This is a genomic window from Exiguobacterium sp. SRB7LM (assembly GCF_015712685.1).
Taxonomy (GTDB): domain Bacteria; phylum Bacillota; class Bacilli; order Exiguobacteriales; family Exiguobacteriaceae; genus Exiguobacterium; species Exiguobacterium profundum.
Window position 1 is genome coordinate 1,898,608 of sequence record NZ_VWVR01000006.1, and the last position, 21,852, is coordinate 1,920,459.

A 21,852-nucleotide genomic window follows, 5' to 3' on the forward strand; every position below is an offset into this window, starting at 1 on the left:
CGAAAATTTTGTTTACGTTCCGTTCTTTTCAAAGTGACTTTAATCACTTTGAAAAGCGCTATTTTTCTCAATATAAAAAAAGCCTTGAAGATAAAAAACTTCAAAGCTTTACGCTCATCCAGCATGGAATTGTCTAAATACATCATCAAGTTGATTGGAATTAATCTCAAGATAGACATCACCAATACTGATTTCTGTGGAACAGTACCCATCTTTTTCAACAAGATAACCAGTGATACCAATCCCGGTCTCTTCTTGAATGCGTGCAATTCGTTCGCCAACTTCCTCTTTTTTTCCAAGGAAGTGAAGATGGAACATATTCGTGACCGGGATGCGTGGAGTCGTCCACACGCCATCGAGTTCATTGAAGCGTGCTGCTAAGCGGACGGTCTCGTTTCGATACTCGGCCATCTTGTCTTTTCGTAGCTCATAATAATAATCCGCGGACAGGATGTATGGATATAAACTGATCAAGTCACCACCGTAGCGTCGCTTCCATACTTTCGACGTGTCACAAAATGCCTTCGGTCCAGCAAGGATGGCACCGGCAATGCCACCGATTCCTTTATAAAACGAGACGTATACGCTATCAAAGAGCGCACAAATCTCAGAAGCCTCTTTTTCATAATACGGAAGCGATTCGAACAGTCGTGCACCATCCAGATGTAGATGAATCCCTTTCTCACGACAGTGTTCATGAATTGCCACAAGTTCCTCGAACGTCGGCAATTCCCCGCCGATTTCTCGTTGTGGCAGTTCGAGCAACAGACACGCGATGTCCGGTAACGCTTGAATCTCTTCGAGCGTCATCAATCGGTTTTCGTCCCCCACTAAAATCGGTTCGATGTGATGCAACTCTTTTAAACCATCCTGCTCATGAATTTCAAGGTGGCAAAGCGGGTGATATGCGACCTTTTTCTTCCCTGTCTCATCACACCAAATGCGTAGCGCAATCTGCTGTGCCATCGTACCGCTCGGAAAGAATACTGCCGACTCTTTCCCAAGAACCTGTGCCATCTTCTCTTCGAACTGTCGAATCGTTTTCCCCTGTCCATACTGGTCACTCGGCTCATCTTCACGCACATGCTCAAATGCGCGTTTCAATACCCCGGCTTCCCGTTTGCCGTGACCGCTCAATTGAACGTTCGTCTGACGATACGTGTCTGCCAATCGCTCCATTCTTTCCCCTCCTCGACAAATAAGCTCCCTGTCAGTATAACAGGGAGTCCTCTCTTCAGTCGCGAATGCGGACGATGAGTTTACCGCGCACTTTTCGCGTTTGTAGTTTTTCGAGACCTTCTTTCAATTGGTCGAACGACAACACTTCTGTGACGAGATCGTTCAGTTCACCTGCATCGAGCAAGTTCATCATCTCTTCGGCCATATACGCCAAGTTGCGAATCGCATGTTCGTCCTCGCTCGCATGCGCCGCCCCGAGTGCCACTTCGTGAATCGAAGGAGATAACGTGAAGCCTTTCATGTTCGTCATGTCTGGTGGCCCGGCGATGTAGGCGAGGTGTCCGCTGAATGCGAGACGATCTAAGTCTGCTGTCGCAACGTCTCGTCCGACTGTATTCAAAATCAGGTCGACACCACGTCCATCTGTTTCTTCTATGATCCGTGCCGTCACGTCCTCGACATTATAATCAATCACCACGTCCGCCCCGAGTGATTCTACCCACTCAACGTTCTCAGGAGATGCCGTCGTGAATACCTTCAGACCGAGCCGTTTTGCGAGCTGAATCGCAAATCCACCGACACCGCCCGCTCCTGCGTGTACGAGAATCGTCTCCTTATCTCGCGTGTTCAGCTTCTGCATGACCGCTTCATATGCTGTCATCCCCGCACACAGGATAGAAGCCGCCGCCTCATCGCTTACACCTTGCGGAACGACCGCACACGCCCGGGCATCGACGACCGTATACTCGGCGAATCCCCCATATTTCGAAAGATCCGTATGAACAGCCACACGCGAACCCGTAATGATGTTGGCGATACTCGAACCGACCTCAACGACTTCTCCGACGAGGTCGACACCGAGAATGTGTGGATATGACCAATTCGGGTTTCCGTTTGATCCGACTTTATAATCGACCGGATTCAAGGCGACCGCTTCGACACGAATCAACAGTTCTCCCGCTCCTGGTGTCGGTCGGTCGATTTCTCCAATATGCAGATGATCAAGACCAGGTTGATCGAGTAGCCATGCTTTCATGTTTAGTAAGCTCCTTCCGAATACGTGAGTTCGTATGAGTGTGAATAAATTTCAACGAGGTTGCCGAATGGATCTTCGCAGTACACCATGCGGTACGGTTTTTCACCTGGGTAGTATTCACGAATCGGCATCCGTTGTCTCCCGCCATGAGCGACAATCTTCTCGACGAGCCCTTCGATGTCAGGGTCTTGTACACAGTAGTGGAAGATCCCTGTCTTCCAAAACTCGAAGTTGTCTTCTGGTGTTTCGTTGTTCGGGAATTCGAACAACTCAATCCCGATTCCGTCTCCCGTTGACATATGGGCGATTCGGAATTTGCCCCAGCCCGGTCCGAAGACATCGGTACACATCACACCGATTGGCGAATCATCCTCGACGACGTCTGATGGTGTCATAATCGTATACCACCCCATCACGTCCTCATAAAATTTTACGGCCTCAGCGACGCTCGGTACAGAAAGACCGATGTGTGAAAACGTTCTTGGATATGTCATGTTTCATCTACTCCTTTTTGTTTGCTCAATTTAGCGGATAACGATAAGATACTGTCATTGAAGCAAGAAAAAAAGTACGCACATTGAAGTAACTACCCGAAAGTGAGGTTCCTTGAACATGACCACATCGTTCCCCGTCAACCGCGCACTTGAGATTATCGGCGGCAAATGGCGCCCCCAAGTGTACTGCACGCTTCAAGATGGACCGCTTCGTTTTTCTGATATTCAACGAGCGATTCCGGACGTCAGCCGAAAAGTGTTGACCGACCAATTGCGTGAGCTCGAGCAGCTCGGCATGGTTCGCCGTGTCGACTACTCGACCGAGAAGCACCTGCACGTCGAATATTCATTGACCGAAGACGCCCTCGGACTGCAACCCGCCATGAATGCCCTTTGTTCATGGGGAGAGTGCCACGACAAAAAATAATCCCGAGCCACATGGCCCGGGATTATTTTTATGAGGCGAACAGACTAATCAAATTCCCATCCGCATCGTACAGGATGGCGTAACGTTGACCCCAGAACGCATCCCACGGTGCTTTGTGTGACGCATAACCTTGTTCAAGGACTGAATCATACAAAGCATTCAGCGACTCTCGACTTTCACATAAGAAGGCAAGCTCAATCCGATGTCCTTCTGCCTGTTTCCATTCCCCGTACACCGATTCGGCCACTTCCACCGTATCGAACGCGAGACGCACACCCCCCTCATCGATTTCCACATGCGCTTCTCCATTCATCGCTTCCGGAATCTCAAACCCGAGTGCACGATAAAAATCGAGTGAGCGCTTCATATCCTTCACGACGATGCCGATCATATCCAACTTGACTGCCATCTTGTCCCCTCCCTTTATTTTCATGATACGATTTGAGTGTAGCACGACCACTTCCATCAGAGACGAGGAATTTCAATGAATTATACGTTTCAACCACTCACCCAAGAGCAAGCCGAACGTATCGCCTTTGAGTGGCGCTATGAAGGCGACTACGCGTTTTACAATATGGACGCCGACGAGGAAGACCTCGCCTCATTTTTAGATGCAGATGAACGGGGCGACACGACGTTCGCCGTCCTTGAAACGAATGAGATGATCGGCTTTGTCACGTTGCAATTCGAATCATCAGGAACTGTTACCATCGGTCTTGGCATGCGCCCTGATTTGACGGGAAACGGCAATGGATATCGATTCCTCAATTCAATCCTAAATTGGATCGAGGCGACATTTGGGACTCGCACAGTGCGTCTTGCTGTCGCCACATTCAACAAGCGAGCAATCCGTTTATATGAATCGCTCGGTTTCACCCCACTGGAAATATTTATGCAGGAGACGAACGGTGGAGTGTATCCTTTTCTTGCGATGACACATGAACACAGTAAAACCCCGAACAACTGATGTCCGGGGTTTCGTTATGTCCGCTGCTTCTTTTGAATATATGAGAGACCGAGCGCTCCGATGAGAATCGTCCCTTTGACGATGTCTTGCGCATAATACGGGACATCCCACATCGTCAGTCCGTTTAGAAGAATCCCAATCAAAATAGCTCCAATCAATGTTCCGATGACGTTCGGACGCCCTGTTCCGAAGACAGCATAACCAATGTAAGCAGCCGCGACGGCATCCATCAAGAGGGGTGCCCCAGCCGAGACCTGACCAGTCCCAATCCGAGATGCAAGAATGATCCCACCGATGGCCGCAAACAACCCACTGAGCACGTAGGCATAGAGTTTAATGCGATTCACGGCAATCCCAGAACGACGGGCCGCTTCGGCGTTCGATCCGACGTAATAAAACTCACGCCCTGTCCGTGTATAAGTCAAGAACAGATGCGCTCCGATAAAGAATACCAGCATGAGCAGGGCGACGAACGGAATCGGACCGATTGTCCCTTGACCGATGAATAGAAACGACGGGATGAAACGTCCTGGCGCCGTCCCCCCTTCAATCGGCATGTTGTCATAAATCGAGAATCCTTTCGTATACGTCAATTGAATCCCGTTAATGACGTACATGATGGCGAGTGTGGCTAGTAAATCCGGCAACCGAAACTTGATTGTGACGAGCGCATTTAACAGCCCGACGAGAATCCCGAGTGCAAGTGGGATCAGCAGAGCGACGAGTAGTTCTTGCCGATGAAGGACGAGGCTTGCTGCCGCCCCGATTGTCGCAAGACTCGCCGTCGATCCGACTGATAAGTCAAATCCTCCTACGATGAGCGAGAATGTGACGCCAAGGGCAAGTAACGACACGATTGAAACCGATTTGATGATGTCACTAAAATTTGCATACGTCAGAAATTGATCGTTCGTCACGGTAAAGACCGCAATCAAACCAAGGATTGCGAGTAACGTCCCATACTGACCGATATGACCGCTGATTCGTTTTCGTTCCTTGACCACCAATTGTGCCATCTTACACGCCTCCTTTCTCTACAATTTGTCCACGGTCGAGCCAAACGATTCGATTGGCGACCCGTTCGAGTTCATGTCGCTCACTTGACGTGAACAATACGGTCTTCCCTTGTTTCGCGAGTGCAATGACGCGTTCATACACGTCTTGTTTCGCTGCGATATCGATTCCTTTTGTCGGTTCGTCGAGCAGATAGATGTCTCGGTCATCGAGCAACCATTTGCTGAAGACGACCTTCTGCTGATTTCCGCCACTCAGCTCACTTACCGGTTGTTTCACGTTCGCATAGCGGACGCGAAGCGATTTCAATACGTCCGAGACATCATCGGTCTTTCCTGCGACAGCAATCACGTTCCGTTCAATCGTCTCATCTAAAAATAATCCATGACGACGTCTCTCCTCTGGAACAAGTGCAAATCCTAAACGTACGGCGTCTGCCGGTTCTTTGATCACGTGTTCTTCCCCCTCGATTGTGATGGATTGACGAATCCCAGAAAGACCGAACAACGCTTCCATCAGTTCCGTCTTCCCACTTCCCGTCAATCCACCAATCCCGAGCACTTCCCCGCGATACGCTTCAATCGAAATGTCAGATTGGAAGACTGGAAGGGGCAACTGCGCAGACAAGAAAAGCTCATTTTCAGGCACTGCCTTTTCTAACACTGCATCAAATGTCGTCCCACTCAAAAATGTCTGCACCGCTTCCGAGGAGAGCGATTGGTACGGTCCATCGTACACGACACGTCCGTCTCGAAGAAACGTAGAGGTCGACGTGACCCGTGTGAGCTCGTTTGAACGATGCGTGACCAATACAATTCCGACTCCTTCTGTCGCAAGTTTCTGTAACAATTCCAGTAAGGCGTCGGCCTCCGTTTCCGATAAGGCAGCAGTCGGTTCGTCGAGGAGTAAATACTTGGCATCGCTCTCGAGTGCTCGGGCGATGAGAAGGCGCTGCTTCACGCTGAGCGGGTATTGACCGGCTGGACGCGTTGAATCGACCTCTAAACCGACTCGGGACAACACGCGTTGCGCTCGCTCTTTCAAACGTTGCGGGCGAATCCATTTCACCGTCTGCCATGGAAGGACATTCTCATACACAGGCAAGTCCAAATAGAGCGCATCATCGACTTCTTGCGATACCGTGATGATGCCATGACGAATCGCTTCCGCTGGTGTGAGCCGGATTGCTTTTCCATCAATGGACAATTCGCCGGACGTCGGTTCGACCGTTCCGTTTAGCAGTTTGATGAGGGTACTCTTACCGGCCCCGTTCAGACCGAGGAGACCATGAATGTCTCCAGGCTTCAAACTGAATGACAGTTGATCAAGCACCGTGACGTCACCGTACTGTTTCGTGATTCGTTCCAAGCGAATCATCAGTCCGTCTCCTTCATCCAATCCGACCATGCCGCATTTGATTCGCCCCAACCCGGAACGTACTGTCCAAGGTCATCCATCGTGACAGCCTCGTCCGGCAAGACATCACGATCCACTAGATATGGGTCGGCCGAATGAATGGAAGGCGTTTCGTCCCCGACTACTTTTTGATAGGCGTAACGGACTTGAATGCGACCGATTTCGGCTGGATCTGTGGCAGCTGTCACTTTCCACGGACTTCCCTCTTCTTGCATGAGTTGTAAATCTTCGTCACTCAAATCAATTCCATAGACGGCAATCTCGTCACGTCCTGCCTGTTTGATGGCACGGCTCGCCCCTTTGGCGAACTCATCCCACATCGCAAACACCGCATCGATTTCGCCTTCCGGGTACTTCTTCAAAATCGCCTCCATCTGGCTTTGCGTATCGAGCGCCGTGTTGTTCGTCGCCGAACCGAACTTTGCGACTTCCTGAATGCCGGGATAGCGTTTTAAGAACGCGTCATAAATCGTATGTCGACGTTCCATCGGGGTGAATCCACCGACCCAAATCGTGACGATGTTCCCTTCCCCGTCCAAATCTTCCGCGAGTGCTTTTAGCGAACGCCATGCTAGTGAATAATCATCTTGGTCGATGACCGTCACGCCTTCGTTCGTCAAATCGTTATCGAATGCAACGACTTTGATGCCTTTGTCGAGCGCCCGTTGAACCGGTTCTTTCAAGGCATCGGCACGTCCGTGGTCAATCAAGATCACATCGACTCCTTGCGTCGTCGCCGTATCGACATAACTCGCCATTTTCGACAAATCATTTTCGGCATTATACACTTTCACGTTGCCACCGAACGCTTCGACTTGCTCGGTCACCCCTTCGATATACTGCGAAGAGAACGTCCCGATCGACATCTGCATAACGAGGGCGACTTCTAGATTTTTCGGAAGCGTCTCATTTGAGACGTTGACGGTTTTCGCTTCCGTTTTACTTGTTGTCGTAGTCGTTTTCGGTTGAGCCTGTTCGTTCGTGCATCCGGCAAGTGCCAGGATGACGGTCAACAGGAAGAAGATGATTTTTTTAGACATATGTGTTTCCTCCTACATGTTCTACAATGACCGACTCAGTCGGTTCGAGCACACCTGTCTCTGTAATTAGAGCGGTAATCAGTTCGGGTGGTGTCACATCAAACGCCGGATTGAAGACGGTGATGCCGACGAGCGCCGTCGGATGTCCCCCGATATGGGTCACTTCATGCGCGTCCCGTTCTTCGATTTGAATCGTGTCATCTGCCTCTAAATCGAATGTCGAATGCGGAGCAGCCACATAGAATGGGATGCCGTAATGCTTCGCCAAAATCGCAAGCTGAAGTGTTCCGATTTTATTCGCTGTATGACCGGTACGGGTGATGCGGTCCGCCCCGACGATGATAGCATCGATTTGTTTCGTCTGGATGGTCCAGGCCGCCATGTTATCTGTAATCAGTGTGACATCGATATCTGCTCGGTCGAGCTCCCATACGGTCAATCGTGCTCCTTGAAGCAGCGGTCGCGTTTCGGACGCGAACACCCGAAACGGGATGCCACGCTCTTTCCCGACATAGAACGGCGCGAGCGCGGTACCGTATCGTGACGTCGCGATGGCACCGGCGTTACAGATCGTCAATACGTTGCCACCAGCGGGTAACACGGTGAGCGCATGTTCCCCAATCGTGCGATACGTAGCCACGTCTTGTTCAAAGATTTCAATCGCACGCTGCTTGATTGCTTTTGCAATCTGTTCAAAGTCCTCCCCCACATTCAATCGAAGGAGTGATTCGATGACATGCTGTAAGTTGACCGCGGTCGGTCTTGTCGCAATCAACCGTTGACCGACTTGATTCAATTGGAGATGAAAATATGGATTGTCTTGCAGACGTGACGCTTCTTTCGCAAGGACAAACGCTCCGAAATAAGCGATGGCCGGTGCACCGCGAACTTGAAGCGACTTGATTGCCTGCTCGGCCTGTTCGAGCGTCAACACTTCGACATAGCGCTCTTCTTGCGGCAACAGCGTCTGATCTAAAATCGTCAACACTTCCGTGTCGGCATCGAAATGAATACTTTGCACACTCATACGCGCACCTCCGACAAGACTGGAATCAATTGATCGATGGATTGAATCTGATGGCGCTGTTTGATGAGACGCGTGCCGAGCTCTAAGGCGTGGCGTTTCCGTTCGATGCGAAGGTCATCTGGTAATGTCTCTAAGTCGGCGACTCCAGCCAGACCGACAGTCCGCCGAATCAATTCGCAGCCTGCGTAGCCGATGGCGTCACTCAAAATAGCTGGCAACAGTTCGTCCACGAATCCTACTGTGTTGAACGGCTCTGCGGCCTGTGTAAAGCGGGTACGGAACGTTTTCTCGAACGTCTCCCAGACAGTGAGTACTTCTGTGAAGCGTTCGAACCGTTTCAACGGATGCGCATACGTTGAGAACACCAAATGAGCAATGATTTGACCAATGTCAAAGCCGAACGGACCGTAAAACGCAAACTCGGGATCGATGATTTTTGTTTCTTGACGGGTCGCAAAAATGCTTCCTGTATGTAAATCCCCGTGCAGTAGCGCTTCGTGCTTCGTCACGAACCCAACCTTCAATTTGGTCACTTCAATTTTCAAAGCGAGGTCTGACCAGAGTTGCTCCACATCCGGACGAAGGACTGGCTCGATTTGATTCGATTCTGCGTCGCGATACGGGTCGGTGAAGATCAGTTTCTCCGTGATATCGCATAGTTCTGGATTGTAATACTCTTTTTCGATTTGTTTCTTCACGAGTGGTCCGTTCGCGTAGTCAGACGTCGCAAACAACGTTTCCCCGAGGAACGTACCGACGTGGCGGGCTAAGTTCGGGTAGCTCTCTCCTTTTAGGAAGCCGGTGCGGACGATTTCGAACGATGATAAATCTTCTAAAATCGTATAGGCGAGTTCACGGTCACTCCCGAGGACACTCGGGACGAACTGAGGCACGACTTTTGAAAATTCACGAAGAGCCAGCTGTTCAATCCAAGACCGATCAAGCGTGAGCGGCCAGCTCTCCCCCACGACTTTTGCGTACGGTAACGCTTGTTTCACAATCAATGACGTCTCTCCTTGACGAATGCGAAAGACGAGATTTAAATTTCCATCCCCGATCTCCTCGCATTCTGCAATCCCATCTTCTAGTAACCCTAACTGTCGAACGTGGTCGACGACACTCTGTTCTGTAAACGCCTCATAAGCCATGATGGTTTTCCCCTTTCTTGGATCTATGCATAAAAAAAGCCCCTTTCTCCGCGAGAAAGAGGCACACCCAAATTGGTTGTTCCTCTCATCTTTCAGACATGTGTCTGGTGGATGTAGCACCGTGCCAAATGGTCGGTTGCTGCGGCGTCTTAGGGCCAATTCCCTCTGCCAACTCGCGATAAGAGTAAATGATGTAATTGTGTTTGACGTGTTGAGACGAATATTACGGACTAGGCATGCTAGTTGTCAATCCTCTATTTTCAGTCGCCCACTTATTTTCGACACGCATATATAGAAACATTATTTTTAAACTTTTTTTCTCAAAAAAAGGAATTGACGAGTGAGCGATTCTATGTAAAAATTCAATTAAATTTCACAACTTCACAACTATTCTTATCAAGAGCAGACGGAGGGACAAGCCCGATGATGTCGCAGCAACCGACCAGAAATGGCACGGTGCTAATTCTTGCAGCTAACGCTGAGAGATAAGAGTTCATTGTTTTTTTGAATGACCTCTTGCCTTGGCATGAGGTCATTTTTTGTTTGACCTGAAAGGAGGAACTTATGGGAATCATCGCTACTTATGAAATCAAACATACCGATCACGTCGAGTGTGTAGCTGAGAAAATCGCATATGAGCTGACCGTCGGGACATGGACCGAGTTGAACCATCTCGAACAATATCAACTGCAAGCGTTCCGAGGTGAGGTCATCGCCACGTCCCAACAAGAAACGACAAGTCGCTTCTCGATTCGCTACCCGCTACATAACGTGACACCGGACTTTTCGTCCATTCTGACGACGACATTCGGTAAGCTCTCCCTCGACCCAGGCGTTCAACTTGTCGACCTCTCGCTTCCAAAGGAACTCGCACCGGACTTTCCGGGTGCCGTATTCGGAGTTGAAGGGGTCCGCGACATCCTTCGTGTACACGACCGCCCGCTCGCGATGAGCATCTTCAAAGGCGTCATCGGACGAGACCTTGATTTTTTGACGACACAACTCCGGGACCAGTTCGCAGGCGGCATCGACCTCGTCAAAGACGATGAAATTCTATATGACAATCCGCTCACCCCGTCGCTCGAACGGGCACGGGTCGGGGCATCGGTCATCCGGGAGCATAAAGAAACGACCGGTCGCTCCGTTCTATACGCCGTCACATTGAGCGGACCCGTTTTTACCTTACGCGACCAGGCGAAGCAATTGATTGAGGCAGGCTCGACCGCACTCTTATTCAACGTGTATACGTATGGACTCGACGCGTTGCGGGAGCTCGCTAAAGATCCTGAGATTCACGTCCCGATTTTGGCACATCCCGCTTTTGCCGGAGCGTTGACCGGATCGGTTCGTCATTCCCTACTCTTTGGGAAACTGATTCGCTTGGCCGGGGCGGACTTGACCCTCTTCCCTTCGCCATATGGTTCACTGTCGACACCGAAAGACGAAGCAGAACAGATTCAGACGTATGCGACAGAACCTCATTGGACGAAACCGATTCTGACGGTCCCGTCTGCCGGTATCCATCCTGGACTCGTACCAGATTTGATTCGTGACTTCGGATCAGATGTCGTCATCAATGCGGGTGGTGGGATTCACGGTCACCCGGACGGTGCGAGTGCCGGGGGGAAGGCATTTCGGCAAGCGATCGATCAAGCAATCGGTAAGACGAGCGAGACCGATGCGTTATCGACTGCTTTAGATGCGTGGGGTGCGCGATGAGCACGCACGTCATCTGTGATTTCGACGGGACCATCACGGAAGAAGATAACATCATCGCATTGATGCAACGCTTCGCCCCACCTGAATGGGTCAAACTTAAAGATGGTGTTTTGAACCAAACGCTCTCCATTCGCGAAGGCGTCGGTCAGATGTTCAGCTTGCTCCCGAGTGATCAGGAATTGAAGTACCGTGAATTTCTTCAGTCGACCATCACGTTTCGACCAGGGTTTATCGAGTTTTTACAGGAGACACAGTCATGCGGCTTTCGATTTGATGTCGTCAGTGGCGGAATGGACTTTTTCGTCCATCCGATTCTAGAAGGTTACGTCGAACCGGAACACATCTACTGTAATCACGTTGATTTCTCTGGAGAGACGGCACACGTCACCTGGCCTCATACATGCGATGTCCATTGTTCGAACGATTGTGGATGCTGCAAGCCGACGATTGCCCGACAGATCGTCTCACCTACCGACACGTTGATTGTCATCGGGGACTCCGTCACCGACTTTGAAATCGCAAAACGTGCCGACGTCGTGTATGCACGGGGGCAACTGATTTCGCTATGTGAGGCGGAAGGAATTCGACATATTCCGTTCGAGACATTCTACGATATCTCAGCTCATATGAAAGGAGTGAACGTATGACTGTGCAAGAACGGTGGGGAGAACTTGCCGACATTAAAGACGAGCTCGCCGCACGAGACTGGTTCCCCGGAACGAGCGGGAACCTGGCGATCCGTGTATCAGATGACCCATTGACATTCCTCGTGACGGCAAGCGGTCGTGATAAACGAAAGCGCACCGATGAAGACTTCGTCCTCGTTGATGCGACCGGTCAATTGATTGGAGAGCAGACAGGCAAACCGTCGGCTGAGACGTTGCTACATGTCGATATCTTCAACAACACGAACGCAACATGTTCGCTTCACGTGCATACGGTCGACAATAACGTCATCTCGGAACTGTATGCTGCAAAAGGTCATGTTACGTTCACAGGTCAAGAAATCATCAAAGCGCTCGGTTATTGGGAAGAGACGGCCCGTGTACGAATCCCGATTATCGAGAACCACGCAGATATCCCGATGCTCGCTCGTGCATTTGCCCCATATGTCACAAGCGATGCAGGTGCCGTCCTCATTCGGAACCACGGAATCACCGTTTGGGGCGAGACGCCCGCTGCGGCAAAACGTTATTTAGAAGCATATGAATTTTTGTTCAGCTATTCATTAAAATTACGCGCCTTAGGCGTCCATTCATAAGGAGGAATTCAACATGGCAACGATTTATTTTCAACAAACAGAAGAACGCGTCAGCGACCAACAAGAGGTACGTGCCTTTTTAGAATCACGAGACATCCTATATGAAGCATGGGACATCGCGAAGTTACCAGCTTCTCTTCAGGAAAATTACCAACTGACAGACGAAGACAAAGAAGCCATCTTGGCGACGTTCCGTGACGAGATTCAAGATGTATCCGCACGACGCGGCTACAAGACGGCAGACGTCATTTCACTTTCCGATGCGACACCGAATTTAGATGAACTGCTCGTCAACTTCCAAAAAGAACATCATCATACAGATGACGAGGTTCGTTTCATCGTCAGTGGTCACGGCATCTTTGCGATTGACGATGCAGAACGCGGATACTTCAATATCGAGCTCAATCCAGGTGATCTCATCTCCGTGCCGGTCAACACACGTCATTACTTCACGTTACAAGAAGACCGCCAAGTCGTCGCCGTTCGTATTTTCGTGACGACTGAAGGCTGGGTACCGATTTACGACAAAGAGAATGTAAATGCATAAGAAAAGGTCTCTCGCTTAAAAACGAGAGACCACTTTTTATTGTTTGACCGCTGTCGGTTTCGATGAGAACCAGCCCCATGTCGCAATCCCGACCATGACCGACCAGAAGAAAATCGTCCAAGCTGTCGAGTGGACGAACCCGTCTGGGAGTCCCATGAATTCGAATGGTGTTCCGGCAATCAATTCCTTGAAACCAGGGTGTTCAAGTACGAGCACCGTCAATTTGACCCCGACCCAACCGACGATGATGAAAGCGGCCGTTTCAAGTGTCGGACGCTGATGAAGCAACTTGACGAAAATCCGAGCTGCGAATCGCATCAAGACGACCCCGATGAGTCCACCTGTCAAGACAACGAAGAACTGACCCGAGTCAATCCCACCGATTTCACCTAGACCGAGTGGTGGCAAGCTGACCGCAAGCGCGACCGCTGCCAAGATTGAGTCGACGGCAAAAGCGATGTCCGCAAACTCGACTTTTGCGACAGTGAGCCAAAATTCTTTTTTCGATACCGGCTTTTCTGTGACAGCCGTCTCTTCCTTCGCCTCAGCCGCCAAATCTTGCTTCGGCTCCATCTTTCTCGCCTTATAGGTCATATACAGGTGTCGCGCACTCATACCGATTAAGTAGAGCGCACCAAGTGCCTGAACTTGCCATACGTTGATCAAGAACGAGATTAAGAATAATGCGATAAATCGGAACACGAACGCTCCGAGAAGTCCATAAAATAATGCCTTTTTCTGCTCTGTACGCGGCAAGTGCTTGACCATGACGGCCAAAACGAGTGCGTTGTCTGCAGATAGCAACCCTTCCAAACCGACGAGTACGACGACAATCCAGGCATACTGCAGGACTAACTGCCAATCCATAAAAACATCTCCTTTTTTCTTTCAATTCCTTCATATTTAATAGTGATCTATTTTTTAAGTTCACAGGACCATTTTATTCCCGTTCACAAAGTAAATCAATCCTCTTTCTTCAATATCTGAAGGATTTTTTTCCGATTGCATATTCAAAACATGTTATGAGAGCAAAATCATACCCGTTCAGCCATCATTTCGTGATAAAATCCTAACAAGAACGAGTGGTGCTTTAAACCGCTCGAAAAAAGGAGAATCCGATTATGTCTACAAGCCATGTCGCTTTACCTACTAAAGCAGAACGACATAAATTGTTCGGGTCGGTCCCACCGATTAAAGGAACAAAGCCGACCGAAAAAGAACAAATGGTCGATTTACAAAATACACCGAAAAACTTCTTGTTCGCCCTCGACAGTGTCGGCATCTCAAACGTGAAGCACCCCGTGAACGTCGAGACGCCAGAAGGGGTCCAGTCAACGGTCGCCACATTTGAATTGACGACATCGCTCGTACAAGACCGTAAAGGGATCAACATGTCTCGTTTGACAGAGCAGCTCGACGCGTACCATCAACAAGGGTGGACGGTATCAAACCGTTCGTTAATCGAGTTCGCGCAAGAGCTCGCCGAGCGTATGGAACAAACAGAAGGCCAATTGACAATCCGTTACCCATGGTTCTTCACGCGTAAAGCACCTGCGACAGGTCTTAGCGGTTTGATGAACGCGGACGTCATGCACCGTGTGACATATAACCTCGAAACGGGCGTCGCAAACGTGACAGTCGGTCTCGTCATCAACGTCACAACGCTTTGCCCATGTTCAAAAGAAATCAGTGAGTACAGCGCCCATAACCAACGTGGGTACATCACGATCGAAGCCGGTCTTGATGAGACATCGATGGACGGATTCGATTGGCGTGCAGCCCTTCTCGATGCAGCGGAGTCAAACGCCTCAGCACCACTCCACCCGGTCCTCAAACGTCCGGATGAGAAACGTGCGACTGAAATCGCGTACGAAAACCCACGTTTCGTCGAGGACATGGTCCGCTTGATCGCGGCTGACTTGTACGAGATGAAACAAGTTGTGAACTTCTTCGTCGAATGCCGTAACGAAGAGTCGATTCACCAACATGACGCAATCGCATCGATCACATTCGATAAACGTGACGACGCCTAAAAAATACGGAAATCCTGGTTAAATCACCTGGGATAACCGAAATGAATCAAACCATATAAAAACACCTTCGTTAACGTACACTTTAAAAATGTACGAGTCACGGAGGTGTTTTTGTATCGGCAAAAACGGATATGTCAGCGAATTCATTTAAATGGTTTTATTTTATTCAAAAAATGATTCATAATTCTTAATCTACCCGATCCGAAATTATTTACATAATAATCTATTTATAAATAAAAATATTGCTTAAAGATTTTTAAGGGGTTACTATTTAAATCGTAATAATTACGATTAAAACTGTGACAAAGTTTCTATTTCAATTCATGATAGCACTATCGCTTCATTAAGCTGTCTATCTGTTGAAATGTAAACTTATACGTCTACTCAGGAAAAGGAGAAATTAAACAATGAAAAAAATTCTTATTGGATTCCCAAGTTTACTATTATTAAGCCTCTCTTTAGCGGCATGTCAAGGAGCAGAAGAACAAACTGGAAATAACACGGACGAACCGAAAGCGACTGAGGTTCAAGAAAAGGAAATACATGATCATTCCGATGGAGCAGAGAGTCAAGCACCAATAGCGGTTGACATTTCCGGTCTCGGTTTGCACTATCATACGGGGGATGAAATTAAATTGACCGCGATTTTGGACGAAGAAACGCAAGCTGACCACTGGCATTGGTATAGCCGAGAAAGTAATGAGAAGGAATGGAATGTTGTTTCTGGACAAACCACAGACACATTCACTGGTACGGCTGAAACAGATGGCACAGAAATAAAAGCTGTGCTATTTGATGAAAGTGAAGAGCCTGTGTTTCAATCTGAAGCTGTGAAAGTAGCAATCGACGACCACCACGACCACGGACACGATCATGGCGAGGCAAATAAGCAGATTTACGAGGGATATTTTGACGACAGCCAAGTTAAATCTCGCGAATTATCGGACTGGGAAGGTGACTGGCAATCAATCTATCCATACTTACAAGCCGGTGATTTGGACGAGGTATTTGAACATAAGGCAGAGACAGGCGACATGACGGCTGAAGAGTACAAAGAGTACTATACCGTTGGATATGTGACAGATGTCGATCGTATTACCATTGATGGTGATCGAGTAACCTTCTACGAGAACGGAACCGAGTATTCTGGGAACTACGAATCAGATGGGTATGAAATCCTCACCTACGAAAAAGGAAATCGTGGCGTCCGCTTTATTTTTAAGTTAGTTGAGGGTTCAACAGAAGCACCGCAATACATCCAATTCAGTGACCATAATATTTTCCCAGTTGATTCACATCACTATCATTTGTATTGGGGAGACGACAGAGAAGAATTGCTTGAAGAAGTTACGCATTGGCCGACCTATTACCCTTCCGATTTAGATGCCGATGGACTTTTGCGTGATATGCTCGCACATTGAGTTTATTCTGAAGCATAGAATCCGAATTCATTTTTATATCTCTTAAGTTTGAACTCCGTGCATGGCTTGAATAGAGGACGTAATCGAAAAATGGAGGCTCTTGAAATGAATATTTATGATTGTATCGTGATTGGTGGTGGCGCTGCAGGACTATCTGCAGCATTAACATTAGGCAGAGCCAGAAGAAATATTGCAGTGTTTGATGATGCAACAAATCGAAATCGTGTGACAGAAGAGTCGCATGGATTTCTAACGAGAGATGGCATCAAACCGTCAGAATTCAGGTCACTGGGTATCAAGGAACTGCATGCATATCCTTCAGTCACAATCTTTAATGATTCGATTATCGAGGTGAAGCCAAAAAATAAACATCAGCTATATGAGGTTTTTTCAAATCAGAAACAATATTTAACAGAAAGTATATTACTTGCTACGGGTATACAAGAGAACTTTTCCTTACCCCAAGTAAAAGAATATTACGGGAAAAGTCTATTTAGTTGTCCCTATTGTGACGGCTGGGAGCTACGCGATTTACCATTGGCAGTTATTGCAGAAACTGAGGGCTATGTTCAGCATTTATCAAAACTCGTCTTCAACTGGTCTAAAGATCTTATTATTTTTACGAATGGGAAGGAACTTTCCGAAGATGTAAAAAACGATTTGAAGCGGAACCATATTAAGGCATACACAACAAAAATCAAACGACTACACGGAAGTGATGGGATGCTTAAAAACATTGAGTTGGAAGATGGAACGCTTGTTGCAAGGAAAGGCGGTTTTGTCGTTCCAAACTTCTATCGTCCAAACCAACTGGCTCAACAGTTACAATGTGCATTGGATGAAAATGGGGCAATTGTTACGGATGGGATGGGTCACACCTCCGTACAAGGTGTGTATGTTGCTGGAGAGACTGAAAAAGGTAGTCCGTCTTCTTTGTTAATCGCAGCCGCTGACGGCGCCCGTACAGCTGCGAGTATCAACTTCGACTTATCATCCAAACGATTTTAATTATATGAAGTTTAATCAAAGTCATTGCTCTTCGTCCTTTTCGTTTAACAATTCCCGTAAGAGGAAATACGGTACGTATAAAGTTCAGTCGAAGTCATGACCAACAAGTTCAAAAGGAGAGATACGGGTGTTCAATAAAAAAAAGGATCAAACCACAGATAAGCGCTTTGATGAAAAATTGATTCAAACTACTGAACAAGGCAGCCTGATTTCGGTATGGGTGGATCGTCAAACAGGTGTCAACTATATCTACACGTGGAATACCCAAGGATGCACACTCACGCCTCTATTCGATGAAACAAGTAAAGTAATCGTGACACCTGTTGAAGATTGATTGAACGTGCTCTTAGCTCTACATCATCGTGTGATTCTAACCATACAAAAAAGTAGACTGCCTCACATCAATCAAAGACGATGCGAGGCAGTCTACTTCACTTGTTTTTAGGAGTAAATTATATCGCTAGGTTAACCTAAATCTCCATATTTTTAAAGACTTGTCACGAGTTCAATCGTCAATAGGATGATGATGAGCATCACCCACACTGCCCAGACGAGTCGCCACTTCTCCCAGTCAAATCGCTTCATCACCGCATAGACCGTCAGATAAAGTGCGATGAGAAGGGGTACGACGACCCAAGGATTCTCTAGCATCACGCCTCGATGTCGCCGTCCCAAGCGAGCATTCCGCCGTCGACATTGACGACTTTGTAGCCTTGCGACTCTAAGTAATCACACGCCGTCTGACTCCGTCCACCTGAACGACAAATCACGTGATAGACATTGTCTTGTGCCAACTTTTCTGTCACTTGTGGAAATTCCGATAATGGATAGAGTGGTACGTTCGGGATATGCCCTGCCTCATATTCATCTTGCTCGCGCACATCGATGATATGGAGAGACTCCCCGTTCTCTAATTTTTCTCTTAATTCTGTCGCATGGATGCTTTGCATACATAGTTCCCCTTTCAATCATGGATTCCTCTTTTAGTTTACCTCAGCTTATGCTCCGACAAACTCCAGTTGATGGTCGTCTCAGCGTCACAATAAAATCCCTCGAGCTCGCATCGTTCGACGACCTGTTCGATCAACGCGCGATTGCCACAAAACAACGTGAAATGGCTATCCCAAGGTGGTACGATGAGCCACTCATGATGGTAACCGAAAAACGTCCGATGTTGCATGCCCCACGTATCAGCAGCTAGCGTCTCACTGAGATGGATGAGATGCCGTTCCGTGCAAAATTCGTCTCCGGTCCAGATCCAGCCTTCTCCCATCTCCAAAAGTACACGCAACACTTGATTCTTTAGCAGATCCGACAGTTCCCCTTCACCTGGTGGGAGCACATTCTCAAGTTCGCAATATTCGATGATTCGATTCGCCCCTGCTCGATCTTCGGCGTGTGGTTTCAGCGCCCCAATCATCGTTCGGAGCGCGTGGTCGATACGGCTCACGTCACGAAAACCTAGTCTTCGCCTCATCTCTTCCCATGTAACGGCCCGAAATTGCTGTTCGACCTCGTTTTTATCCAGATCGGCATAACGATCAATCATGGTGGGGTGATCTATTGGAGCAAGGAATGGATGAAACACGATGAAGACCGTTTCAAATACCCCTTCATAATACGTCTTAATCGAATCATCATCCCCGCCACCAAACATAGCGTAACGATGTCCCTCGGGTAACAAAACGCTCTCATCTAGTTCGTCCATTCCATCACTCCTTTCTTGAACAGTTTATAACGAGCCATCAAAAAAAGCACCCTTCTAATAAGAAGGATGCTCCGGACTCACGCTTCGTTGCGCTCGTCGATTGCTTGCGCCGCTGTGATGAGCGTCAATTTGTAGACGTCCTCTTCGTTACAACCGCGTGATAAGTCGTTCACTGGTTTGTTGAGACCTTGAAGGATCGGCCCGATTGCTTCGAATCCACCGAAACGTTGAACCATCTTGTAGCCAATGTTTCCTGCTTCAAGACTTGGGAATACGAATACGTTCGCCTTACCAGCAACGTCAGAACCCGGTGCTTTCTTCGCCGCTACGCTAGGGACGAATGCCGCATCGAATTGAAGTTCTCCGTCGATCGGAAGGTTCGGTGATTTTTCTTTCGCAAGGCGTGTCGCTTCCACGACCTTCTCTGTTTCAGGTGACTTCGCAGAACCTTTCGTCGAGAAGCTAAGAAGTGCGACTTGTGGGTCGATGCCGAACGTCTTCGCTGTCGCTGCCGACAAGAATGCGTTCTCTGCTAAGTCCGCTGCGTCTGGTGCAATGTTGATTGCACAGTCTGAGAAGACGTATTGCTCGTCGTCACGTACCATGATGAACACACCTGACGTCTTTTTAATGCCTGGTTGCATTTTAATGATTTGTAGTGCCGGACGTACCGTATCAGCCGTCGCGTGCATCGCGCCTGAGACAAGACCTTCTGCTTTGCCTGTGTGAACGAGCATTGTTCCGAAGTAGTTCACGTCTGATGTAAGGAGTTCACGCGCTTGTTCAGCCGTCGCTTTCCCTTTACGACGCTCGACGAATGATTCGACGAGAACATCGATGTCTTCAAATGTCGCTGGGTCATATTGTGTCAAACCTGAGATGTCGAAACCGTGTTTCGCCGCAACCGCTTCGAGATCTGCTTTCGCACCGACGACGATTGGTTCTACCATACCGTCTGCTTTCAATCGAACAGCGGCTCCAAGAACACGCTCATCGATACCTTCCGGGAAGACGATGGTCGGACGAACCGGGCTAACTTTTTGCTTCAACGTTTCAAATAATTTCATAACGAATGAACCCCTTTTCTCAATTTACAGCATGACTGCTAATGGTTTTGCCGTTGACTTGTGTCTTTACGCGATTTCAATTATACACAGTACCCTTTTCAAAATAAACTATTCTGCCCATTTCGTCATAAATCGCTTAGAATCAATCATTATATGAATAGAACAGTTTGTCTAAAGCGACTAATACAGCCATTTATGAAGCCGTTTTCATATCGTCATCCTCTGTTCTTCCCCCTTCGTGAACCGTGATAACCCTCACAGTGTCTCAAATTTGCCAGTGTATGAAGCGTATATGGTAAAATAGACGGCGAAGCCAAGTCCCGAAAGGAGATTTTTTTATGTCAGAACGTCCAGTACCTACAACAGATACACAACATGCTGCCGCCACATTAGATGGATGGTATACACTTCATGATTTCCGTACGATTGATTGGACTCGTTTAAAACTCGTTGATGCCGAGAAACGTCAGCAGATGATTGATGAGTTCACAGCGTTCCTCGCTTCTCTCGAAGAAGTTGAAGCAAAAGGCGAAGGAAGCCACGCCTTTTACTCGATTCTCGGTCAGAAGGCAGACCTCGTCTTGATGGTGCTTCGTCCGACATTCAACGAACTTGAAGATGTCGAGCGCGCATTCCGCAAAACGGCGCTATACGACTATATGATTCCGTCGTATTCATACGTGTCGGTCATCGAGCTCGGGATGTATCGCGGATCTGGAGACGGGGACCCGTATCAAAATCCTCATATCCGCTCACGCCTCTATCCGACACTTCCAAAAGCCGCACACATCTGTTTCTATCCGATGAGTAAAGCTCGTCGCGACGGCGACAACTGGTACATGTTGTCGATGGATGAGCGCAAAGACCTCATGTATCGCCACAGCATGATCGGTCGTAGCTACGCTGGTAAGATTCAGCAGTTCATCGGTGGGTCGACTGGATTCGACGCATGGGAGTGGGGCGTCACGCTCTTCGCTGAAGATTCACTTCAGTTCAAGAAGATTGTATATGAAATGCGTTTCGACGAAGTGAGTGCGAAATATGGAGAGTTTGGCGACTTCTATGTCGGGAACATCTTACCGAAAGAAAATTTGAGCACATTCTTTAGCGTGTAAAAGGTTTACGCGTATAACACCTCGGGAATTAAGGATGATGTAAGCAAGTTATCCTGATTAACGAGGTGAACAACGATGCGCGTGTTTAAAGAAACCGATCGTGACACTGCGGAACGTTTAGATTCGTTCATCGAACGAATGGCACCGACAGCAGAATTAGTCCAACATCGATTTGAAGAGCAACTCAAACATACACAGCAAAAGGGTCAGGCGAGCGCCTGACCC

26 protein-coding genes and 2 riboswitches are annotated in these 21,852 nt (G+C 48.3%); of the genes, 12 read left to right on the forward strand and 14 right to left on the reverse strand.

All coding sequences use genetic code 11. The features are described 5' to 3' along the window. Positions 1-114: 114 nt before the first annotated feature. The 3 genes from F3H97_RS10430 to F3H97_RS10440 are packed head-to-tail and all read right to left on the reverse strand — an operon-like array spanning position 115 to position 2,709. Entirely contained in the window at positions 115-1,179 is a 1,065-nt protein-coding gene (locus F3H97_RS10430; protein ID WP_196431325.1) for a threonine aldolase family protein, read from the reverse strand. 55 nt (positions 1,180-1,234) lie between these two features. After that, a complete protein-coding gene (locus tag F3H97_RS10435) occupies positions 1,235-2,215 on the reverse strand; it encodes a zinc-binding dehydrogenase (RefSeq protein ID WP_196431326.1) in 981 nt (326 codons plus the stop codon). A gap of 2 nt (positions 2,216-2,217) precedes the next feature. Continuing rightward, a complete protein-coding gene (locus F3H97_RS10440; protein ID WP_074035577.1) occupies positions 2,218-2,709 on the reverse strand; it encodes a lactoylglutathione lyase family protein in 492 nt (163 codons plus the stop codon). A 118-nt stretch (positions 2,710-2,827) separates the two neighbouring features. On the opposite strand from F3H97_RS10440, the gene F3H97_RS10445 reads away from it, so the two are divergent. Then, a complete protein-coding gene (locus F3H97_RS10445; RefSeq protein WP_078147739.1) occupies positions 2,828-3,136 on the forward strand; it encodes a winged helix-turn-helix transcriptional regulator in 309 nt (102 codons plus the stop codon). A 28-nt stretch (positions 3,137-3,164) separates the two neighbouring features. On the opposite strand, the gene F3H97_RS10450 is transcribed toward F3H97_RS10445, so the two are convergent. Beyond that, positions 3,165-3,545, reverse strand: coding sequence for a VOC family protein (locus F3H97_RS10450; RefSeq protein ID WP_196431327.1), 381 nt, complete (start codon positions 3,543-3,545; stop codon positions 3,165-3,167). Positions 3,546-3,620: 75 nt separating this feature from the next. Here F3H97_RS10450 and F3H97_RS10455 point away from each other — a divergent pair, with 75 nt between their 5' ends. Then, positions 3,621-4,103 carry a GNAT family N-acetyltransferase gene (locus F3H97_RS10455; RefSeq protein ID WP_196431328.1) on the forward strand — a complete coding sequence of 161 codons (483 nt, stop codon included), beginning with the start codon at positions 3,621-3,623 and terminating at the stop codon, positions 4,101-4,103. Positions 4,104-4,117: 14 nt separating this feature from the next. On the opposite strand, the gene F3H97_RS10460 is transcribed toward F3H97_RS10455, so the two are convergent. The 5 genes from F3H97_RS10460 to mtnK are packed head-to-tail and all read right to left on the reverse strand — an operon-like array spanning position 4,118 to position 9,748. Beyond that, positions 4,118-5,119: an ABC transporter permease gene (locus F3H97_RS10460; RefSeq protein WP_012727477.1), complete on the reverse strand. Its 1,002-nt coding sequence runs from the start codon at positions 5,117-5,119 to the stop codon at positions 4,118-4,120. Position 5,120: 1 nt separating this feature from the next. Continuing rightward, complete coding sequence (locus F3H97_RS10465) at positions 5,121-6,494, reverse strand: sugar ABC transporter ATP-binding protein (RefSeq protein WP_196431329.1); 1,374 nt, start codon at positions 6,492-6,494, stop codon at positions 5,121-5,123. Then, positions 6,494-7,573, reverse strand: coding sequence for a sugar ABC transporter substrate-binding protein (locus tag F3H97_RS10470; protein WP_196431330.1), 1,080 nt, complete (start codon positions 7,571-7,573; stop codon positions 6,494-6,496). The genes F3H97_RS10465 and F3H97_RS10470 overlap by 1 nt, the downstream gene beginning before the upstream one ends. Next, entirely contained in the window at positions 7,566-8,600 is a 1,035-nt protein-coding gene (gene mtnA / locus F3H97_RS10475) for an S-methyl-5-thioribose-1-phosphate isomerase (RefSeq protein WP_196431331.1), read from the reverse strand. The genes F3H97_RS10470 and mtnA overlap by 8 nt, the downstream gene beginning before the upstream one ends. Then, a complete protein-coding gene (gene mtnK / locus F3H97_RS10480) occupies positions 8,597-9,748 on the reverse strand; it encodes an S-methyl-5-thioribose kinase (protein WP_196431332.1) in 1,152 nt (383 codons plus the stop codon). The genes mtnA and mtnK overlap by 4 nt, the downstream gene beginning before the upstream one ends. A gap of 82 nt (positions 9,749-9,830) precedes the next feature. Beyond that, positions 9,831-9,933: riboswitch (SAM riboswitch) on the reverse strand. Positions 9,934-10,138: 205 nt separating this feature from the next. Beyond that, positions 10,139-10,240: riboswitch (SAM riboswitch) on the forward strand. A gap of 72 nt (positions 10,241-10,312) precedes the next feature. Here mtnK and F3H97_RS10485 point away from each other — a divergent pair. From F3H97_RS10485 to F3H97_RS10500, 4 genes are read left to right on the forward strand one after another with little or no spacing between them, the layout of a single operon-like run. Then, a complete protein-coding gene (locus F3H97_RS10485; protein WP_196431333.1) occupies positions 10,313-11,467 on the forward strand; it encodes a 2,3-diketo-5-methylthiopentyl-1-phosphate enolase in 1,155 nt (384 codons plus the stop codon). Further along, the gene (locus F3H97_RS10490) at positions 11,464-12,114 is read left to right on the forward strand and encodes a 2-hydroxy-3-keto-5-methylthiopentenyl-1-phosphate phosphatase (protein WP_196431334.1); all 651 of its coding nucleotides are present in this window, start codon (positions 11,464-11,466) and stop codon (positions 12,112-12,114) included. The genes F3H97_RS10485 and F3H97_RS10490 overlap by 4 nt, the downstream gene beginning before the upstream one ends. Then, the gene (locus tag F3H97_RS10495; protein WP_196431335.1) at positions 12,111-12,728 is read left to right on the forward strand and encodes a methylthioribulose 1-phosphate dehydratase; all 618 of its coding nucleotides are present in this window, start codon (positions 12,111-12,113) and stop codon (positions 12,726-12,728) included. Before F3H97_RS10490 ends, F3H97_RS10495 begins: the two co-directional genes overlap by 4 nt. 13 nt (positions 12,729-12,741) lie before the next feature. Then, entirely contained in the window at positions 12,742-13,275 is a 534-nt protein-coding gene (locus tag F3H97_RS10500) for a 1,2-dihydroxy-3-keto-5-methylthiopentene dioxygenase (RefSeq protein WP_196431336.1), read from the forward strand. A 36-nt stretch (positions 13,276-13,311) separates the two neighbouring features. Here the strand turns inward: F3H97_RS10500 and F3H97_RS10505 are convergent, their stop codons facing one another. Further along, positions 13,312-14,142, reverse strand: a complete 831-nt coding sequence (locus F3H97_RS10505; RefSeq protein ID WP_012727486.1) for a TerC family protein — start codon at positions 14,140-14,142, stop codon at positions 13,312-13,314. Positions 14,143-14,396: 254 nt separating this feature from the next. Between F3H97_RS10505 and folE2 the strand changes: the two genes are divergently transcribed. From folE2 to F3H97_RS10525, 4 genes are all read left to right on the forward strand, one after another. Continuing rightward, positions 14,397-15,308, forward strand: coding sequence for a GTP cyclohydrolase FolE2 (gene folE2, locus F3H97_RS10510; protein ID WP_196431337.1), 912 nt, complete (start codon positions 14,397-14,399; stop codon positions 15,306-15,308). 407 nt (positions 15,309-15,715) lie between these two features. Further along, a complete protein-coding gene (locus F3H97_RS10515; protein WP_196431338.1) occupies positions 15,716-16,729 on the forward strand; it encodes a metal-binding protein ZinT in 1,014 nt (337 codons plus the stop codon). A 105-nt stretch (positions 16,730-16,834) separates the two neighbouring features. Next, positions 16,835-17,737 (forward strand): FAD-dependent oxidoreductase, encoded by a 903-nt coding sequence (locus F3H97_RS10520; RefSeq protein WP_196431339.1) that lies wholly within the window; start codon positions 16,835-16,837, stop codon positions 17,735-17,737. Positions 17,738-17,864: 127 nt separating this feature from the next. Then, positions 17,865-18,071 carry a DUF6440 family protein gene (locus F3H97_RS10525; RefSeq protein WP_196431340.1) on the forward strand — a complete coding sequence of 69 codons (207 nt, stop codon included), beginning with the start codon at positions 17,865-17,867 and terminating at the stop codon, positions 18,069-18,071. A gap of 152 nt (positions 18,072-18,223) precedes the next feature. Here the strand turns inward: F3H97_RS10525 and F3H97_RS10530 are convergent, their stop codons facing one another. The 4 genes from F3H97_RS10530 to pta all read right to left on the reverse strand — a co-directional run bounded on the left by F3H97_RS10530 (position 18,224) and on the right by pta (position 20,512). Further along, complete coding sequence (locus tag F3H97_RS10530) at positions 18,224-18,388, reverse strand: hypothetical protein (RefSeq protein WP_012727488.1); 165 nt, start codon at positions 18,386-18,388, stop codon at positions 18,224-18,226. After that, positions 18,388-18,687 carry a rhodanese-like domain-containing protein gene (locus tag F3H97_RS10535; RefSeq protein WP_041917952.1) on the reverse strand — a complete coding sequence of 100 codons (300 nt, stop codon included), beginning with the start codon at positions 18,685-18,687 and terminating at the stop codon, positions 18,388-18,390. The genes F3H97_RS10530 and F3H97_RS10535 overlap by 1 nt, the downstream gene beginning before the upstream one ends. Positions 18,688-18,725: 38 nt before the next feature. Beyond that, positions 18,726-19,445 carry a DUF2711 family protein gene (locus F3H97_RS10540; RefSeq protein WP_196431341.1) on the reverse strand — a complete coding sequence of 240 codons (720 nt, stop codon included), beginning with the start codon at positions 19,443-19,445 and terminating at the stop codon, positions 18,726-18,728. A gap of 77 nt (positions 19,446-19,522) precedes the next feature. Further along, positions 19,523-20,512, reverse strand: a complete 990-nt coding sequence (gene pta, locus F3H97_RS10545; RefSeq protein WP_196431342.1) for a phosphate acetyltransferase — start codon at positions 20,510-20,512, stop codon at positions 19,523-19,525. A 338-nt stretch (positions 20,513-20,850) separates the two neighbouring features. Here pta and hemQ point away from each other — a divergent pair, with 338 nt between their 5' ends. Next, on the forward strand, positions 20,851-21,627 hold the full coding sequence (gene hemQ, locus F3H97_RS10550; RefSeq protein ID WP_196431343.1) for a hydrogen peroxide-dependent heme synthase: 777 nt from the start codon (positions 20,851-20,853) through the stop codon (positions 21,625-21,627). A 75-nt stretch (positions 21,628-21,702) separates the two neighbouring features. Next, positions 21,703-21,849, forward strand: coding sequence for a hypothetical protein (locus F3H97_RS10555; protein ID WP_012727492.1), 147 nt, complete (start codon positions 21,703-21,705; stop codon positions 21,847-21,849). Positions 21,850-21,852: the final 3 nt, after the last annotated feature.

Coding starts and splice junctions, on each gene's coding strand:
- F3H97_RS10465 (WP_196431329.1), bottom strand. CDS start 6,494: ATGATTCGCTTGGAACGAATCACGAAACAGTACGGTGACGTCACGGTG.
- F3H97_RS10555 (WP_012727492.1), top strand. CDS start 21,703: ATGCGCGTGTTTAAAGAAACCGATCGTGACACTGCGGAACGTTTAGAT.
- F3H97_RS10450 (WP_196431327.1), bottom strand. CDS start 3,545: ATGGCAGTCAAGTTGGATATGATCGGCATCGTCGTGAAGGATATGAAG.
- F3H97_RS10515 (WP_196431338.1), top strand. CDS start 15,716: ATGAAAAAAATTCTTATTGGATTCCCAAGTTTACTATTATTAAGCCTC.
- F3H97_RS10470 (WP_196431330.1), bottom strand. CDS start 7,573: ATGTCTAAAAAAATCATCTTCTTCCTGTTGACCGTCATCCTGGCACTT.
- F3H97_RS10535 (WP_041917952.1), bottom strand. CDS start 18,687: ATGCAAAGCATCCATGCGACAGAATTAAGAGAAAAATTAGAGAACGGG.
- F3H97_RS10490 (WP_196431334.1), top strand. CDS start 11,464: ATGAGCACGCACGTCATCTGTGATTTCGACGGGACCATCACGGAAGAA.
- F3H97_RS10445 (WP_078147739.1), top strand. CDS start 2,828: ATGACCACATCGTTCCCCGTCAACCGCGCACTTGAGATTATCGGCGGC.
- pta (WP_196431342.1), bottom strand. CDS start 20,512: ATGAAATTATTTGAAACGTTGAAGCAAAAAGTTAGCCCGGTTCGTCCG.
- F3H97_RS10505 (WP_012727486.1), bottom strand. CDS start 14,142: ATGGATTGGCAGTTAGTCCTGCAGTATGCCTGGATTGTCGTCGTACTC.
- F3H97_RS10455 (WP_196431328.1), top strand. CDS start 3,621: ATGAATTATACGTTTCAACCACTCACCCAAGAGCAAGCCGAACGTATC.
- F3H97_RS10520 (WP_196431339.1), top strand. CDS start 16,835: ATGAATATTTATGATTGTATCGTGATTGGTGGTGGCGCTGCAGGACTA.
- F3H97_RS10460 (WP_012727477.1), bottom strand. CDS start 5,119: ATGGCACAATTGGTGGTCAAGGAACGAAAACGAATCAGCGGTCATATC.
- F3H97_RS10495 (WP_196431335.1), top strand. CDS start 12,111: ATGACTGTGCAAGAACGGTGGGGAGAACTTGCCGACATTAAAGACGAG.
- folE2 (WP_196431337.1), top strand. CDS start 14,397: ATGTCTACAAGCCATGTCGCTTTACCTACTAAAGCAGAACGACATAAA.
- F3H97_RS10435 (WP_196431326.1), bottom strand. CDS start 2,215: ATGAAAGCATGGCTACTCGATCAACCTGGTCTTGATCATCTGCATATT.
- F3H97_RS10540 (WP_196431341.1), bottom strand. CDS start 19,445: ATGGACGAACTAGATGAGAGCGTTTTGTTACCCGAGGGACATCGTTAC.
- F3H97_RS10430 (WP_196431325.1), bottom strand. CDS start 1,179: ATGGAGCGATTGGCAGACACGTATCGTCAGACGAACGTTCAATTGAGC.
- mtnA (WP_196431331.1), bottom strand. CDS start 8,600: ATGAGTGTGCAAAGTATTCATTTCGATGCCGACACGGAAGTGTTGACG.
- F3H97_RS10485 (WP_196431333.1), top strand. CDS start 10,313: ATGGGAATCATCGCTACTTATGAAATCAAACATACCGATCACGTCGAG.
- F3H97_RS10530 (WP_012727488.1), bottom strand. CDS start 18,388: ATGCTAGAGAATCCTTGGGTCGTCGTACCCCTTCTCATCGCACTTTAT.
- hemQ (WP_196431343.1), top strand. CDS start 20,851: ATGTCAGAACGTCCAGTACCTACAACAGATACACAACATGCTGCCGCC.
- F3H97_RS10440 (WP_074035577.1), bottom strand. CDS start 2,709: ATGACATATCCAAGAACGTTTTCACACATCGGTCTTTCTGTACCGAGC.
- F3H97_RS10500 (WP_196431336.1), top strand. CDS start 12,742: ATGGCAACGATTTATTTTCAACAAACAGAAGAACGCGTCAGCGACCAA.
- mtnK (WP_196431332.1), bottom strand. CDS start 9,748: ATGGCTTATGAGGCGTTTACAGAACAGAGTGTCGTCGACCACGTTCGA.